This window comes from Paraburkholderia unamae, from assembly GCF_003268775.1.
GTDB lineage: Bacteria > Pseudomonadota > Gammaproteobacteria > Burkholderiales > Burkholderiaceae > Paraburkholderia > Paraburkholderia unamae.
This window is the reverse complement of sequence record NZ_QLSU01000024.1, coordinates 13267-28218: the sequence shown is the minus strand read 5'-3', so window position 1 is coordinate 28218 and position 14952 is coordinate 13267. Positions and strand designations below refer to the sequence as shown.

Below are 14952 nucleotides of genomic sequence, written 5' to 3'. Positions count from 1 at the left end.
TTTTCGCGATACCAGCTATTGCGCAGCATGACCCGAGACGGCCCGCAAGCACAGAGGTCGGTCTCCCGATGCTCCTGCACGAGGCCAATCCACGAATTCATGGCACCATGGCGGTATAGAAGATCAGCTCGACCCCTTCCTGCTCTGTTATCCTAACTACTGCTCGATGCTGTGTGGCGCGCGGGAGCGACGATGCCATCCATCCTCGCACCAACGCTTTCACAATACCGTGGCGGTAGCACGACCAAGCCCTCCAGCGGTACCCAAAATCGCAACGGCATATCAGGCCCCCAATGCCTTGACAGATCGATCGAAATAGGACGGTTTTGTCGCGATAAGGCGAGCTGCTATGCTGGCAGCGTGAAGGCGAGCGTTTTGATCAATCAAACAGAACCTGAATCCGGCCATGGCGAAGGTGCTCCAGCGCCTGCACTACCCGCTCGACGTCATCCTGATGTGCGTGCGATGGTACGTGGCGTATCCGTTGAGTCTGCGCCATCTTGAACAGATGATGGCCGAGCGCGGAATTTCGGTCGATCATTCGACCGTGCACCGCTGGGCCATGAAGCTGTTACCGGTACTGGAGAAAGTGTTTCGCTGCCGCAAGCGCCCGGTTGGCAAGAGCTGGCGTATGGACGAAACGTACATCAAGGTCAAGGGGCAGTGGAAATACTTATACCGTGCAGTCGACAAGGCAGGCAACACGGTTGATTTCCTGCTGCGGGCCCGTCGTGACACGGCGGCAGCCCGGAGGTATTTCGAGAAATCGATCGTTCAGAACGGCGAACCCGACACCGTGACGATTGACAGAAGCGGCGCCAATCGCGCCGCGCTCGAAGCGATCAATGCCGATCGTGAAATGCCCATCAAGATCCGCCAATCCAAATATCTGAACAACATCGTCGAGCAGGACCATCGGGCAATCACGCGACGAACGCGGCCCATGCTGGGGTTCAAGACTTTTCGCTGTGCCCGGATCCTTTTGGCCGGCATTGAGCTAATGCATATGATCGCGAAGGGGCAGATGAAGTGTGCTCACGGAAACCATCCATCCGCCGCTGATCAATTCTATGACCTTGTAATATAAGCAGTACTTCGCATATCGATATTTCTCGCCCCTTGATCCTTACCGCGACAAAACCCAAGACATGTGCCGACGGTAAGCATCGGTACGATCCCGAGGGCAAACGCTAGCTTATCGAGGCTTGTCGCCGACCTGGTGCCTCGCTGGCTGTCCTGGCGCTGAAGGCCTGCGTGGACGCAAACCAGCTGCACAAGTGGGTACGACTGGAAGAGCGGCGGGAGCGCGCTGCTGAGGCGAATGCTGACGTTGAGCAACCGCCGTCGGCATTTGCCGCAGTCGTCACGGTCGACGAGGCGCCTACGATATTGGCTCCTAGGGTCGCAGTGTGCTAATCACCGACGCGAGCCGCTCTTTCGCCGGCGGACGTCAGGCCTGCCCGGTCCCGCGTCGACCGGCGCGAGCGTGTTTGTCCTGATCATAGCGTGCCCGGTTGTTCTCGATCTCGTTGAGATGCTCTCCCGCCCATGCACCCAACGCACGAACCGGTACGGCGAGGGATTGTCCAAGCTGAGTCAGGGCATATTCGACCTGCGGGGGCACCGTCGGGTAAACCGTGCGGCTCACCATGCCGTCGCGCTCGAGTGCTTTCAGGGTACGCGTAAGCATCTGCTGCGAGATCCCGCCGACGGTCCGTTTGATCTCGTTGAAGCGGCGTGGCCGATCGATCAGTACCCTGACAATCATCACCGTCCATTTGTCGCCAACGATGGCGAGCACCTTGCCAACCTTATGGCACTGGGTGCTGACCCCTGATGAGGCAGGCATATCCATGTGACTTGGTCCTAAAAATATGCGTTCTTGGCGGATCGCCCCTGATTGCATAGCATAGTGCTGGTCACAAATCCAGACCAGAGGCCAAAAGTGAACCTGCTCCATCTCGATTCCAGTATCATGGGTGCAAACTCGGCGAGCCGCGTGCTCTCTGCCGCCATTGTCGAGCGGATCGTCGAAACACACGACGCCGTGAATGTCACCTATCGCGATCTTGCCCGCGAACCCCTCCCCCATCTCTCCTTCGACGCGTTCATGGCGCTCGACGCTGGCAACGACGTGCAGCAGTTCCTCAACAGCGACATCGTGGTGATCGGGGCGGGCTTCTACAATTTTTCGGTTCCCACCCAGCTCAAGGCATGGATCGATCATATCGTCGTGCGCGGGAAGACCTTCGCACGGGGCGAGAACGGACCGATTGGTCTTGCCCAGGGCAAGCGCGTGATCGTCGCGCTGGCGCGCGGCAATGTTTACAGCGAGGGCTCCCCCTATCAGGCGTTCGAGCATGCCGAGACCCTGCTTCGCTCGGTGTTCACGTTCATAGGCGTCTCCGATATCGAATTCGTCGTCGCGGAAGGGCTCGGGCGCAGTGAGGAGGTGCGTCGCGCCTCGATCGCGAGCGCACTTGAAGCGGCGCGCAAGGTTTCTCCGAACGCTGCCGCTCGGGCTACCCCTGGAGCTTGAGAGCGGCGGTGCACTCACGCGTTTTCGAGTGCAAGGGAACGTCCCCGTATATGGGGCATCTGGAGGGCGGTCGAAGGCGAGAACTCGCTGCTCCGACCGCATAGACCCGGTCCAACGTCATTTCGTTGATCGGATATGCACACAGACGCGAACATCAAACAGGCGGGCTTGCCGGCATCCTCACAACTGACGTCCTGCTCCGGCAGAGCCGATTTCGCGGACGCATATTCGATCGATCTGCCGGAGGCCGCGTCTCACGACGCGGAATGTATCGCCCGGCACATCTTCAAACATCAGCGGGAATGGATTGCGGCGCCGCTGAAATTGCGCGACTTGCTGGTACTGCCGTTTGGTCTAAAGGGCACAGCGGATCTCCGGGGCGCAGGCGGCGACCGGATAAACATTTTCCGCGCATTCGGATGATATCCAAACGAGAGCGTGCTTGGAGAGGACGACACGCATCTGGATTTCCGCGTGTCGGTACTCGTGCAGCCGCCTTCCGACGAACGCTCCCGCCGGGTGATCGTGACAACGCTCGTCTTCTACAATCGCCTACTCGGCCATGCTTATAGACCACCGTGTCGAGGGAATGCTTTGTGTTTGATGGAATGGACAGGCAGCGTTCCGGCCGCAAGACCCATGCGCCCGAGTCCGTACGGATCGACGCTCTGCCTTTGGTCAACGCCATCAGCTGCGCATGTGAGTGACTCGACGTGTGCCATTCGGTCGATCCAGCGCCAAAGTAAACAACGAACAACCTGCCTTGCGTCTACGCCACCCTTTCCTGAAGCATCTCCTCGGTCGTTGGCATTTTCAATGATTCATCGGTGTCGGGAAGGTGTATGACTACCCAACCCGTTTATAAAAGCGATGGATACGGATTTCCGACCACAGCTCGAGCCCGAAGAACGGATCCTGGCGGTTGAACGATTCGACTTCTTCGCGCGAATCCGCTTCGACCAGAAAGAAGCTGCCGTTCATCTTCTCGCCGCTATCGTCGGTAAGAGGCCCCGACATCACAACCTTCATCGACGCCTTCTCTAGATACGCGCGGTGCAGCGCGATATTTGCCTCGCGCAGCGCCAGCGCGCCCGGCTTGTCAGTGCAATAGATAATCCAATGCATCATCGGCTCCTTGGGTTCGTCCGTTAAAGACTATTGCGGATCACTGCGCAGTCGCATCGGCCCACGTCGGGCACGTCAACTTGTCCGGTGCGACATCGAACTGCTGGTAGTTGGCGGATGTCACGACCTCGGTCTTCAACGCAATGCTCTTCGGCACCGGCTCTCCGCGCAGCGACCTCACCGCCGCCATCACACCAATACAGCCTTGCTTAAAGCCCGAATAGTCGCCGCTCGCGAGCAGCTTGCCCTTCTTGATCAGATCCACCGCTTCCTTGCTCGCATTAATGCCGACGACCTTCGCGTCGTGCTGGTTGGCTCCGTCAAGCGCGTCGAGCGCGCCAATGGCCATCGCATCGTTGGCGGCGAGAATACCATCTACATTCGTGTATGTCTGCAGCAGATTTTCCATCACCTGAAGCGCCTGCAAGCGCTGGTAGTTGGCAGGCTGCGAGCTCAGCACCTTGACTCCCGGGAACTCCTTCAGCGCATCGTGAAAGCCGCGCATACGCTCGTCCGATGTCGACGTGCCCCGCACCCCTTCCAGAATGATGATGTTGCCCTTGCCATTCATTGCCTTGAACAGATAACGCGCCGTTTGAAGGCCAATCTGATAGTCGCTGGCACCCACGAAGGAAACGAAATCACCGGACTGCGCCTTGTCGACGATATTCACGGTTGGAATCTTCGCTGCATTCAGTTTGGCGACGCCCGGCCCCATGGCTTTGTAGTCCACCGGAATAAACACCACTGCGCTGGGCTTCTTGATGATCACGTCGTCGATCTGGTTCATTTGCTCAGGAATGCTATCTGGTTTTGTCGGCGTGTAATTGATCGAGTTCGCGTGCATCTGTTTAGCCGCATCCTGAGCGCCGAGCCGCACGCTCTGGAAATACGGGTTCGTCAGATTTTTCGTGAATACCGCAATGTTCTCGCCGTCAGCGTTGGCTGACGTTCCGCATCCACACAAGGCAGCGAAAAGAGCCGTTTTGATAGCAAGCTTGTCCATGTCTGTCTCCATGTCTTCGTTAAAAGTCCTGGGTTTAATCCGCTAGGGCGAGTGCCTTATCGAGTGCCATAACACTAGCGCACGCTCTCCAGCACTTTCTCGGCTGCGTGCTCTGCAACCATCAGGGTCGGCAGATTCGTATTCGCGCTCGGAATGACCGGCATCACCGAGGCATCGACCACGTAAAGATTTTCCAGCCCGATAACCCGGTAGCGCGTATCCACCACCGCCTTTGCATCACCAAGGTCGCCCATCGCACAGGTGCCCACCGGGTGCCCCATTGGCGCTAGCGCCGATAGAATTTCATCGTCGGTGATCCCTGCGCTGCCATGACGTTCCGACAGCGGTCGTCCTGTGCCGAATGCGCGTCTCACTGCAAAGCGCCGCATCGGGCCCGGCGCATTGAGCGCAACGCGCGCGCCGGCGGCCAGTGCCGTTCCCGCCAGTCCCGGACGATTGAACTGATTGACGGCCATACCCGCAGGCAACAGAAATGCTTCGCTGTAGCAGGCAGCTACGCCGGATTGGCGCAACAACTGCTCCGCGAGACGCGCGCCTTGCACCACGCGTGGCGCATCGCGTGGATCGTCCAGCATGCGGAAGTCCACGCGCGGGTTTGCGAGCGGATCGTTACTCGCCAACTTCACGAAACCCTTCGAGAACGGCGAATACAACGCCGAGCCAACCATCGCGACATCGGTGCCGAAGCCGCGCGGACTGACCCGTCCGAGCGTGAACAGCAGCAGATCGCCATCCGGGCAGTCCGGCAGCTTCGATGACGCGCGTAGACCCGCCACTACGAACCGGCGCAGATGCGACGCGAGCCGCTTGCCGCGCGGCAAAGTCAATGCAAAGAACAGATACGAATGGTTCTGCAGATTCCGTCCAACGCCGCTTCGATCGATCACAGGCTCGATACCCGCCTCTCTAAGCTCCTGCGCAGGTCCAACACCGGAGCGCAACAGCAGCGCCGGAGAATGGATCGCACCGGCGGAGACAATCACGCGCCGCGCGAAAATCGTGCAGACGCTACCGTCATGCCTGGACTCGACACCCACCACTTTTCGTCCGTCGAAAATCAGCCGCGTAACATGCGTGTTGGCGACGATCGTCAGATTCTTGCGCCTGCGCGCTTCGCTCGTCAGATAGCAGCCGGCGCTCGTGGAGCGCGTGTCTGCATCGCGGCTCGACGGCATCGCGAAGAAACCATCGCCTGGCATTTCGTTGATATCCGGTACGTACGCAAACCCTTGCGCCCTGGCCGCGTCTCTCATGGCCGAAACAAACGGTGGCCATTCCTGTGCGGGCATTCTGCGGATGGGGCTCGTGCCTTCGTGATTGTCAGCGCGTGACGGATCGTTTTCGATCTTCCTGTAAAACCTGACCGCCTCGTCCCACGACCACCCGGATGCGCCGGACTCCGCCCACCGCGAGAAGTCCGACGGCAGACCTCGCAATGCGAACATCCCCATGATGCTCGAACCCCCGCCCATGATCCGCGCCTGAGGAAAGGGACGCGGGCGCTCTCCGGCCACGATGGTTGCCTCCAGTCCAGGCCAAAAGTAAGCGGGATTCAGCGTGGAGCTGGGAAAGGTGTCCCGTATGTCGGCCGGCGTCGATTCCGGAAGCGTGTCCACACCGGCCTCCACCAGCATCACGCTATGCCGGCCGCTCTCCGACAGGCGCGCGGCCAGCACTGCTCCTGCAGTTCCGCCCCCAACGATCAGAAAATCTGGTTGCTGTGCCGGGTCCTGATCCCTCGTCAAAGCATGCATACGTCACACTCCCGTGCCAGCCCACGCGCTCTCCAGAAGCGCGCGCAGACCTTCCGCGTCGACTGGCTGCGGATTCTTGTACGGATTGGCCATCGCCTCCTCGACCGCGCGCGCAACACCCTCATGTGGCATGCCGATGTCACGCAACGCGAGCGGAATGCTGCACTCATGCTCGAGCTTCATCAGCGCGGCGAGCGCGTCGTCCGAACGCGTCGCGCGGTTGAGGCGCTCTATCGCCTGCGGCACAGTTGGCGCATTGAATGCCAACGCGTAGGGCAGCACGATTGCATGCGTTTGCGCGTGGGGCAAATCAAACAGTCCGCCGAGCGTGTGGCACAGCTTGTGATGCAGACCCATGGACGACGCGCCGAGACAGCACGCGCATAGCCACGCTCCATACAGCAGTTCGCTACGCGCAACGGGATTACCGGGCTCGTGTAGCACGTGGGGCAGCGCATCGAAAATGGCGCGCACACCCTCTTCGGCCATCAGCGACACGATCGGATTTCCGTCCGGCGCGTAAAGCGCTTCGACGGCGTGGGCGATCGCGTTCAGTGCGGAGAGCGCCGATATGGTGGGCGGCAACGTCAACGTGAGATCCACGTCGTACACCACCACTTCCGGCTGGATCTTCGGGCCACGCTGGGTCGTTTTCCGGCCGTCCTGGGTTTCACCGAGAATCGGCGTCATCTCCGAACCCGCATACGTGGTCGGCAGAACGACCTGCGGCAAATCCGTGCGCAGCGCAATCGCCTTGCCGAGCCCGGTCGTGGAGCCACCGCCGACGGCCACCACGCCGTCGGCATCCAGTGAGCGCACAACCTCCAGCGCACGCTCGGTGACGTCCACGGGCGTATGCATCGTGGCCTCTGAAAAGATCCCTGCCGCACGCGCGCCGAGCAGCCCACGCACGCGCTCGGCGAGCGCGGTTTGCTCTGGTGTAGAAAGAATCAGGAGGCGCTGCAAGCCAAGGCGATCCACCTCGGTGGCGAGTTGAGCGCTCGTTCCCCGGCCGAATATGACTCGGGAGGGCAGTCCCTGATAGACGAAGGCGTGCGACATGGACGTGAACCTCGTTGAAAGTGAGCGGATTGCGGTTACAGCAGCGTGCAGGCGTCGCCGAAGGCCAGGCGCGGCAGACGGTTGAGCACCTTGCCCGAATCGCCATAGCCGAGATTGCACAGGAAGTTGACCGCGACATCGCCTTTAGGGAAGAACTCGTCGTTCACTTTCTTCGCGTCGAACCCTGACATCGGTCCACAGTCGAGCCCAATCGCACGAGCCGCGATGATCAGATACGCGCCCTGCAGGCTGCCGTTGCGGAACGCCGTGCTTTCGATCAGTTCCGGCTTGCCTTCGAAGATTGCATGGGCATCCGCCTTGTGCGGGAACAGCGTCGGCAAGTGGTCGTGAAAGCGCCGGTGGTAGCCGACCACAACGCACACCGGTGCCTGCTGCGTCTTCTCGACGTTGCCTGGCGCCAATGCGGGCAACAGGCGTGCTTTGGCCTCGGGCGTGCGCAAGAAAACGAAGCGCGCCGGACTCGTGTTCATGCTCGTCGGGCCACACTTCAGGAGGTCGTAGAGCTCCTGAAGTTGCGCGTCAGTGACAGGCTTGTCGATCCAGCCATTCTGGGTACGCGCGGAACGGAACACCAGATCAAGTGCTTCGGGGGCGAGTTTGTTTTCAATCGTAGTCATCAGCGGTCCATTCAGTTTTAAGTTCTACTCAACAGTTTTCAGAGAGCAATCCATGAAGCGGCGTTACGCCTGTTTCCAGTCTTCGGCGCGTATGCCTGCTGCCATGCCGAGCCAGGGAATCACCGCAGTCGCGCCATGCTCACCCGCGCCGCTCGCCACCGTGCCCAGATACATCTGATGCGCAATGCCAGTGAGCGTCAGCACCACGCCCGTGGATCTCCCGTGTGCCAGCACCGCGCCGAGACGTTCCGTCAACGTCTCGCAGGTGAGCGCGGACTCGTAGTCGTGCTGCACCACCCGCGCGGCGTGCTGCTTGATCAACGGTGACGCGATTGCACTGGTCTCCATGACCTGAACCGTTTCGCTCCAGCTCAGCCCAACCGCTTCACCAAACACCAGCGCCTCCGCCCACATGCCGAGCGAGACACCCGTCATCACGTCGAGGACACGCGTCATTGCACGCGCTTCCTCGTTTTCACCGAAGACCGTGATTTTTGCGGCAAGCCCTTCCAGCAGGAAACGCGCGGCTTCGTATACTTCCGGTTTGCCGCTGACCATCGCGGTGTAGACCGGTGTGTCATTGGTTGCGGGTCCCCGTGTCAGGGGTGCGCACAAATACATGGCTCCGGCTGCTTCAGCGGCTTTCGCAATTTCAGCAGACAGATCCTCGCTGATGCAGCTGATATCCACGTACAGCAAGCCCGCACGCTTTTCGCTGAACAGTCCCCCGGGACCCAGCACCAGCTCGCGAAGCTCAACATAGTTGTCGCAAGCCGTGATGACTGCGTCAGCGTCATGAGCCAGGCCACCGGGCGTGAGCTTCGCGCGGCCCTGAAGATGTTGAGACAGGCGTTCCTTTAGCGGGTCACTGGCAGCGTTGCCGAGCCAGACCACGTGTTTCACGTGTTTCATGTCGCTCCTCAATTCGGTTTGTCGCGGGTTGTATCTGCGCCGCTTTAAAAGTTACGCACGCGCTTCCTGTCGCTGACGGCTGACGGAATCAGCCAGCACTGCGACGATGATGATTGCGCCCGTGACAAACGGTTGCCAGTTCGCATCTATATTCAGCAGATTCAGGCCGTTCAGAACGAGCGTCAGGATCAGCGCGCCAATCAGGGTTCCGTAAGGACTCCCAATGCCACCGAACAGCGACGTGCCACCAATCAGCACGGCTGCAATTGCAGGTAACGTCAGCGGCTCGCCAATATCGCCTTCCGCGGAATTGAGGCGCGCCAAAAACACGAGGCTGCCGAGGCCCGCCATCAGGCCGCTCAGCGCATACACCAATACGAGCCGCCGTTTGACCGGCACACCGGAGAAGCGCGCGGCAACCGGATTCGAGCCGATCGCGTAGACCTGCTGCCCCCATGTCGTACGCCCAACAAAGAGCGCGGCCAACGCAAGGAAGATCAGCATCAGATACACCGGTACGGGAATCGAAAACAGATAGCCTGCGCCGAGCTGGCGAAAGCCATGCGGAAATCCGTAGATGGTGTTACCGCCCATGAAGTAATACGTATAGCCGTTGATGAGCCACATCATTCCGTAGGTGGCGATAAACGACGGCATACGCAGCGCGGCGACGAGCAGACCGTTCACGAGGCCGATCATCGTGCCGCAGGCGAGCGCGATCGCCGCGCCTTCGAGTGCCGAGCCGCTCGCCTTGATCACCGTCCCGGCGAGGCATGCGGACAGCGCGACATTCGCGCCAATCGAAAGATCGATACCCGCCGTCAGGACGACGAGCGTCAGTCCCGACGCCATCAGAAACAGCAGACTCGTCTGACGCAGCACGTTCAGCAGATTGCCGGTAGTCAGGAACGCGTCGGTTGCGAGAGCGAGCGCAAGGCCAATCACGAAGACCGCCGCGAGTCGCGAAACCAGCTTCGATACATTCTCGGTAGGCCGGAGCGCCTTGGGAATATTGAGCGAGTTCATGATTGTGTCTTCCATCCTTCAACGAAGAGGGCGAGCAGCACAAGCACGCCGATACACGACACCTGTACGGACGACGGCACCCCCACCAGATCGAGACCGTTTCTCAGCATACCGATAGTCAGCACGCCAAGCAGCGTACCGGGCAAACCGCCCTTGCCCTTCTCGAACGACGTACCGCCGACGATCACCGCGGCGATCGCATCGAACTCGAGGCCGAGCGACGCGGTGGGGTGCGCCGTGCTCATGCGCGCGGTCAGCAGCACCGCGCCGATGCCGAACATCGCGCCGGCAAAGGTATAAACGCCAATCAGCCACGCCCGCGCCGAGATCCCCGCAAACCTCAGCGCTTCAGGGTTCCCGCCAATCGCTCGCGCGTAGATCCCCACCCGGCTGCGATACATCAGCACGTGATTGAGCAGATAAGCCGCGGCGGCGAAGATCAAAGGCGCGGGTATGCCGAAGATGGAGCCGTTATAGAGCGCCGGAATCGTGGTGCCGATATCGGTGATGCTCTGGCCGCCACTCAGGATCAGCGCGAGGCCTTGCGCCATGCCCATTGTTCCCAGCGTGACAACAAACGGCGGCAGCCTGAGCCACGAGATCAGCGAGCCGTTGACGAGACCAAACAGCGCGCCAACGCCAATCGCCGTCACGATGCCGACCGCGCTGTTCGCGCCCGCCTGTATCACACAGCCGAGCGCCACGCTGCTCGCGGCGGCCACCGCGCCCGCCGACACATCGATCCCCTCCGTCAGAATCACGAAGGTCATCGGGAGCGCGATGATCAGCAGGATCGACGATTGCGAGCCGATGTTGACCAGATTCGCGATGTCGAGGAACTGGCGGTTCAGCGCCGTGAAGACCACGATGACCAACGCCATCATCCATGCGACACCCGGCACCCGCGCAGGTATGCGCGTCCACTGCACCGGTTGAGCGATTCCGTGAGCGTTACGCATCATGCATCCCCAACGCTAGAAGGTTCTCTTCGGAAAGCTGATCGCGGGCGAGTTGCCCCGCCACGCGACCTTCCCTCATCACATAGGCGCGATCGCATACGTGCACGATCTCCGGTAATTCGGAGCTGATCAGCAGCACCGCAGCGCCCTCCTCGACGAGCCGCCCAATCAGCGCAAAGATTTCCGCCTTCGCGCCGACGTCGATGCCGCGCGTCGGTTCATCGAAAATGAAAAACCGCGTCCCGGTGGCGAGCCATTTGCCGATCACGATCTTCTGCTGGTTGCCCCCGCTCAGCACGGCCGTGCGACGGCCGATGGTCGGCGTTGCGATGCGCAGCTCGGCCACCATCTCGCGGGCGATCTGGCGGGCGAGACGCGGACGGAACCAGCCGCCCGGAAAGCGCTTCGCGAGGCCGGACAACATCAGGTTGTCCGCCACGGAGCGCGTGACCGCGAGGCCTTCGTGTTTGCGGCTTTCGGGAATCAGCGCCATGCCGAGCTTCACGGATTCGTGCGGCTCACCTTTGCGCGGCACCCCAAACACTTCCACTTCGCCGGCGCTCACCGGATCGATGCCGAACGCGGCTCTCGCCACCTCGGACCGCCCCGAGCCAACCAGACCCGCCAGCCCGACGATCTCGCCCGCGCGCACTTCCAGATTCACATCGCGAATGCCGTTCGGCGAGTTCACGCCACGCATGACCAGCGCCGGCGCACCAGGCTTCTCGCAGCAGCGTCGCGCGTAGGTCAGATCGACATCACGGCCCACCATCATGCGTACGAGTTCGGCAGGCGTGGTTTCCGACGGCGACGCGGCGCCGACCATGCGGCCATCGCGCAACACGGTGATGCGGTCGCCGAGTTCGAACACCTCGCTCATCCGGTGCGAGATGTAAACAATCGCCACGCCTTGCGCCTGCAGCATGCGGATGACCCGGAACAGGTTCTCCGTCTCGCGCTCCGAGAGCGGCGCAGTCGGCTCGTCCATCACAAGAATGCGCGCGTTCTGCGAGAGCGCCTTCGCAATCTCCACCATCTGCTGCTGTGCGACGCCAAGTTTATAAACGGGCGTATGGGGATCGCAATCGAACGCAAGCAGGTCGAGCACCTTCTTCGCTTCTTCATGCGCCCGCGCGTTATCCACGGTGCCAGGCAGACGGCCTCGAAACTCTCGGCCGATGTAGATGTTTTGCGCAATGTCCAGATGCGGAACCAGCGAGAATTCCTGATAGATCACCGCGACGCCGAGCGCCTGCGCATCTTTGGGCGACTGGATCTGCACCGGTTGCCCGTTGTGCAGGAATGCGCCTTCGTCAGCGCGATAGACGCCGCTCATCACTTTCATCAGCGTCGATTTGCCGGCGCCGTTCTCGCCGAGCAGCATGTGCACTTCGCCGGCGTGCACGGCGAACGTCACGCCATCGAGCGCACGCACGCCTGGAAACTGTTTGGCGATATTGCGCAACTCCAGCAACGGATGAGCACTCACCGCAGCCTTGGCATTGTGGCCGACGGGCTGGCGGTCTGCGCTACTCGTTCCGCTTGCGCCCGTGGTGCCGTAAGAAGCAGTGCTGCTCATCGCAGCGAGATTGGCAGGGTTCGCGTTCATGCCACCCCCGAGAGCGTTTCGACGTGTTTGACAAGAGCGATGTAATCGTCCTCGCCGCCGTCCATTGAAATCAGCCCCTGGAACATGCCGCGCACGGCGGAAGTCAGCGGCAGCGGCACATGGCTTTGCGCCGCGCAATCCAGAATCAGATCCACGTCCTTGGTCTGCGTGATTGCGGACATCGTCGAAGTGAAGTCGCGGTCCTTCAGCGGCGGCACCTTGTAGAGCACCATTGGCGAAGCGACATGGCTCGACGCCAGCACGTCGAGCATCTTCGACCAGTCGAGCCCGCTCTTGCGGCCAAGCGTGAGCGCTTCGCCGATCATGCCCGACGAGACCGAGATCATCAGGTTGACGGCCAGCTTCATGAGCCTTGCCTCTTCCGCCTGCCCCAGATAGAACTCGCGCCGCCCGATTGCATTGATCAGAGGCAACGCCAGCTCGTAGGCGTCTTTGGGGCCGGACGCCATCACCGTAAGCGCCGCTGCTGCCGCAACCACGCCGTTGCCTGAGACTGTGCTGCGCAGGTATTGCACACCACGGCGAAGCGCTGCGTCGGCCACTTCGGCGGAAACGGTGGCGGACACCGTGCTGGTATCCATCAGCACGGCACCCGTACGGGCGTTTTCAACCACACCGTCTGGGCCGAGCGCGACTGCGCGGAAAACCTTGTCGTTGGGCAACGAAGTGACGATCGCGTCGGATTCGCGCGCAACTTGCGCAACCGAAACGGCCGGCACCGCGCCGCGAGCGACGATTTCATCCAGACGGTCTTGTGCAAGGTCAAACGCCAACACTTCATAACCCGCCTTCAGCAGATTCGTGCCCATCGGCAAACCCATGTTGCCGATTCCAATGAAACCGACACGCAAGGCCGGCTTGGTTTCATTCATGACATGCTCCCAAAGTGACAGCGGAGAAATACGGGTGAAATTCAGTGTGAGCCCAGCAATTGGCTCAGGCCGCCGGCGATGCGCCGTCCGGACGCATCGAGTTCGTCGAGGCGGCGCCCCAGCGCTGCATAAGTGAGTTCACCGTGGCGCTTGCGGTATTCGCCCGCCACCAGCACCGTATCGACATTGGCAGGACTGGCCTGCAAGACAATCGCGGCTACCGGGTCGTGCAGCGGGCGCATGCTGATCGTGTCCGCGCGCACCAGTACGACATCGGCCTCTTTGCCCGGCGTGAGCGAGCCGATCCTGTCGGCAAGTCCGAGCGCCTCAGCGCCGCGCAACGTGATCCATTGCAGCGCGTCGTCGCACGAGAGTGTGGAAGTAGCGGGCAGATGACCCAGCGATGCTCGCGACGCCGCGTTGTCCAGCGCGCGCTGCGATGCAAGCGCCATGCGGGCCACCGTGAACATGTCTCCAGCAATCGACGATTCGAGGTCGACGCCAAGCGACGGAGCATGTCCCGCGTCGCGCAGACGTCCGGTAATAGGATGGCCATGCCCCTGCTGCATTTCCGTTTCGGGCGCGATGGAAAACGTCACGCCACGTTCGAGCATCATCTGCAATTGCACATCGCTCAGGTTGTTGCCGTGAACAACGTTGGTCCGCGCATCGAGCAACCCCTCTGCGGCGAGACGCTCCCACCCATCCGGCGTTTTGGCTTCGAGGCCCGCGCAATGCATGCTGGCCACCAATCCATATTCGCGCGCGAGCTGAAAGTCCTGCACTGCCACGTCGTAGGTCGAATAGTGCGGCCCAAGAATCGCCATGCCGAGCGTGACCAGCGCATCGTCGTTCGCGAAGCGGTCTTTCAGCAACCGTTCGACTTCTCCGCGCGGGTGCGGAACTTCACTGAAGTGCTTTTCGCCTGGCCTCGGGTCCGGCTTGGGTGAGCCGTGAAAAAACACGCTACGGATGCCCGATTCGATCAGGCCGTCAATAGCGCGGTCGGTGTGCGCAGGTGTCTGGTTGTTGTGACACCAGTCTCCCAGCGTCGTTGTGCCGGAATTGAGCTGGTTCAGCGCGCCCACCAGCGTGCCGATATGAATGTCATCCGGCGAGAATAGCGTTGCCAGACCCGCGTGCACACTGCGGAAGTATTGCGGCAAGGTCCAGTTCGCGGCAATGCCGCGTAATGCGGTCTGCCACGTGTGCATGTGCGCGTTCACCAGACCCGGAATCACGATACATCCGGTGGCATCGATCACTTCGGCGTCGGGCGTGTCCAGTCCTGCGGATACGTCCTCGATACGCGCACCGTCGATCAATACAGTCAGCAGCCCTGATCCAATGCGCTCGTCCATGGAGAGCACATATCCGCCTTTGATCAGTTTTCGTCTCATTTGCTGTC

Annotated in this window: 14 protein-coding genes and 1 pseudogene; 3 read left to right on the top strand and 12 right to left on the bottom strand. The window is 61.0% G+C overall.

Features of this window, described 5'->3' with window-relative positions; translation table 11 throughout:
- Positions 1-406: 406 nt before the first annotated feature.
- Positions 407-1087, top strand: coding sequence for an IS6 family transposase (locus tag C7401_RS31055; protein WP_112175232.1), 681 nt, complete (start codon positions 407-409; stop codon positions 1085-1087).
- A 363-nt stretch (positions 1088-1450) separates the two neighbouring features.
- Here the strand turns inward: C7401_RS31055 and C7401_RS31045 are convergent, their stop codons facing one another.
- On the bottom strand, positions 1451-1855 hold the full coding sequence (locus C7401_RS31045; protein ID WP_112175231.1) for a winged helix-turn-helix transcriptional regulator: 405 nt from the start codon (positions 1853-1855) through the stop codon (positions 1451-1453).
- A 90-nt stretch (positions 1856-1945) separates the two neighbouring features.
- Between C7401_RS31045 and C7401_RS31040 the strand changes: the two genes are divergently transcribed.
- Positions 1946-2539, top strand: coding sequence for an FMN-dependent NADH-azoreductase (locus C7401_RS31040; RefSeq protein WP_112175230.1), 594 nt, complete (start codon positions 1946-1948; stop codon positions 2537-2539).
- A gap of 135 nt (positions 2540-2674) precedes the next feature.
- A pseudogene (locus tag C7401_RS45715) lies at positions 2675-3385 on the top strand (DUF2867 domain-containing protein).
- On the opposite strand, the gene C7401_RS31030 reads toward C7401_RS45715, so the two are convergent.
- The 11 genes from C7401_RS31030 to C7401_RS30980 form a co-directional block, all read right to left on the bottom strand.
- The gene (locus C7401_RS31030; RefSeq protein WP_258397295.1) at positions 3386-3667 is read right to left on the bottom strand and encodes a YciI family protein; all 282 of its coding nucleotides are present in this window, start codon (positions 3665-3667) and stop codon (positions 3386-3388) included.
- Positions 3668-3704: 37 nt separating this feature from the next.
- Positions 3705-4670, bottom strand: a complete 966-nt coding sequence (locus C7401_RS31025) for a sugar ABC transporter substrate-binding protein (RefSeq protein WP_220092875.1) — start codon at positions 4668-4670, stop codon at positions 3705-3707.
- A gap of 74 nt (positions 4671-4744) precedes the next feature.
- Positions 4745-6445: a GMC family oxidoreductase gene (locus C7401_RS31020; protein WP_112175228.1), complete on the bottom strand. Its 1701-nt coding sequence runs from the start codon at positions 6443-6445 to the stop codon at positions 4745-4747.
- A 3-nt stretch (positions 6446-6448) separates the two neighbouring features.
- On the bottom strand, positions 6449-7507 hold the full coding sequence (locus C7401_RS31015; RefSeq protein WP_112175227.1) for a maleylacetate reductase: 1059 nt from the start codon (positions 7505-7507) through the stop codon (positions 6449-6451).
- Positions 7508-7542: 35 nt separating this feature from the next.
- Positions 7543-8145 carry a malonic semialdehyde reductase gene (locus C7401_RS31010; RefSeq protein WP_112175226.1) on the bottom strand — a complete coding sequence of 201 codons (603 nt, stop codon included), beginning with the start codon at positions 8143-8145 and terminating at the stop codon, positions 7543-7545.
- Between the two features lie 63 nt (positions 8146-8208).
- On the bottom strand, positions 8209-9057 hold the full coding sequence (locus C7401_RS31005; protein WP_112175225.1) for an NAD(P)-binding domain-containing protein: 849 nt from the start codon (positions 9055-9057) through the stop codon (positions 8209-8211).
- 51 nt (positions 9058-9108) lie between these two features.
- Positions 9109-10083 carry an ABC transporter permease gene (locus C7401_RS31000; RefSeq protein WP_112175224.1) on the bottom strand — a complete coding sequence of 325 codons (975 nt, stop codon included), beginning with the start codon at positions 10081-10083 and terminating at the stop codon, positions 9109-9111.
- Complete coding sequence (locus tag C7401_RS30995; protein WP_258397294.1) at positions 10080-10967, bottom strand: ABC transporter permease; 888 nt, start codon at positions 10965-10967, stop codon at positions 10080-10082. Before C7401_RS30995 ends, C7401_RS31000 begins: the two co-directional genes overlap by 4 nt.
- A 67-nt stretch (positions 10968-11034) precedes the next feature.
- Positions 11035-12621 (bottom strand): sugar ABC transporter ATP-binding protein, encoded by a 1587-nt coding sequence (locus C7401_RS30990; protein WP_112175315.1) that lies wholly within the window; start codon positions 12619-12621, stop codon positions 11035-11037.
- Between the two features lie 26 nt (positions 12622-12647).
- On the bottom strand, positions 12648-13544 hold the full coding sequence (locus C7401_RS30985; protein WP_112175223.1) for an NAD(P)-dependent oxidoreductase: 897 nt from the start codon (positions 13542-13544) through the stop codon (positions 12648-12650).
- Between the two features lie 41 nt (positions 13545-13585).
- Complete coding sequence (locus tag C7401_RS30980; protein WP_112175222.1) at positions 13586-14944, bottom strand: amidohydrolase family protein; 1359 nt, start codon at positions 14942-14944, stop codon at positions 13586-13588.
- Positions 14945-14952: the final 8 nt, after the last annotated feature.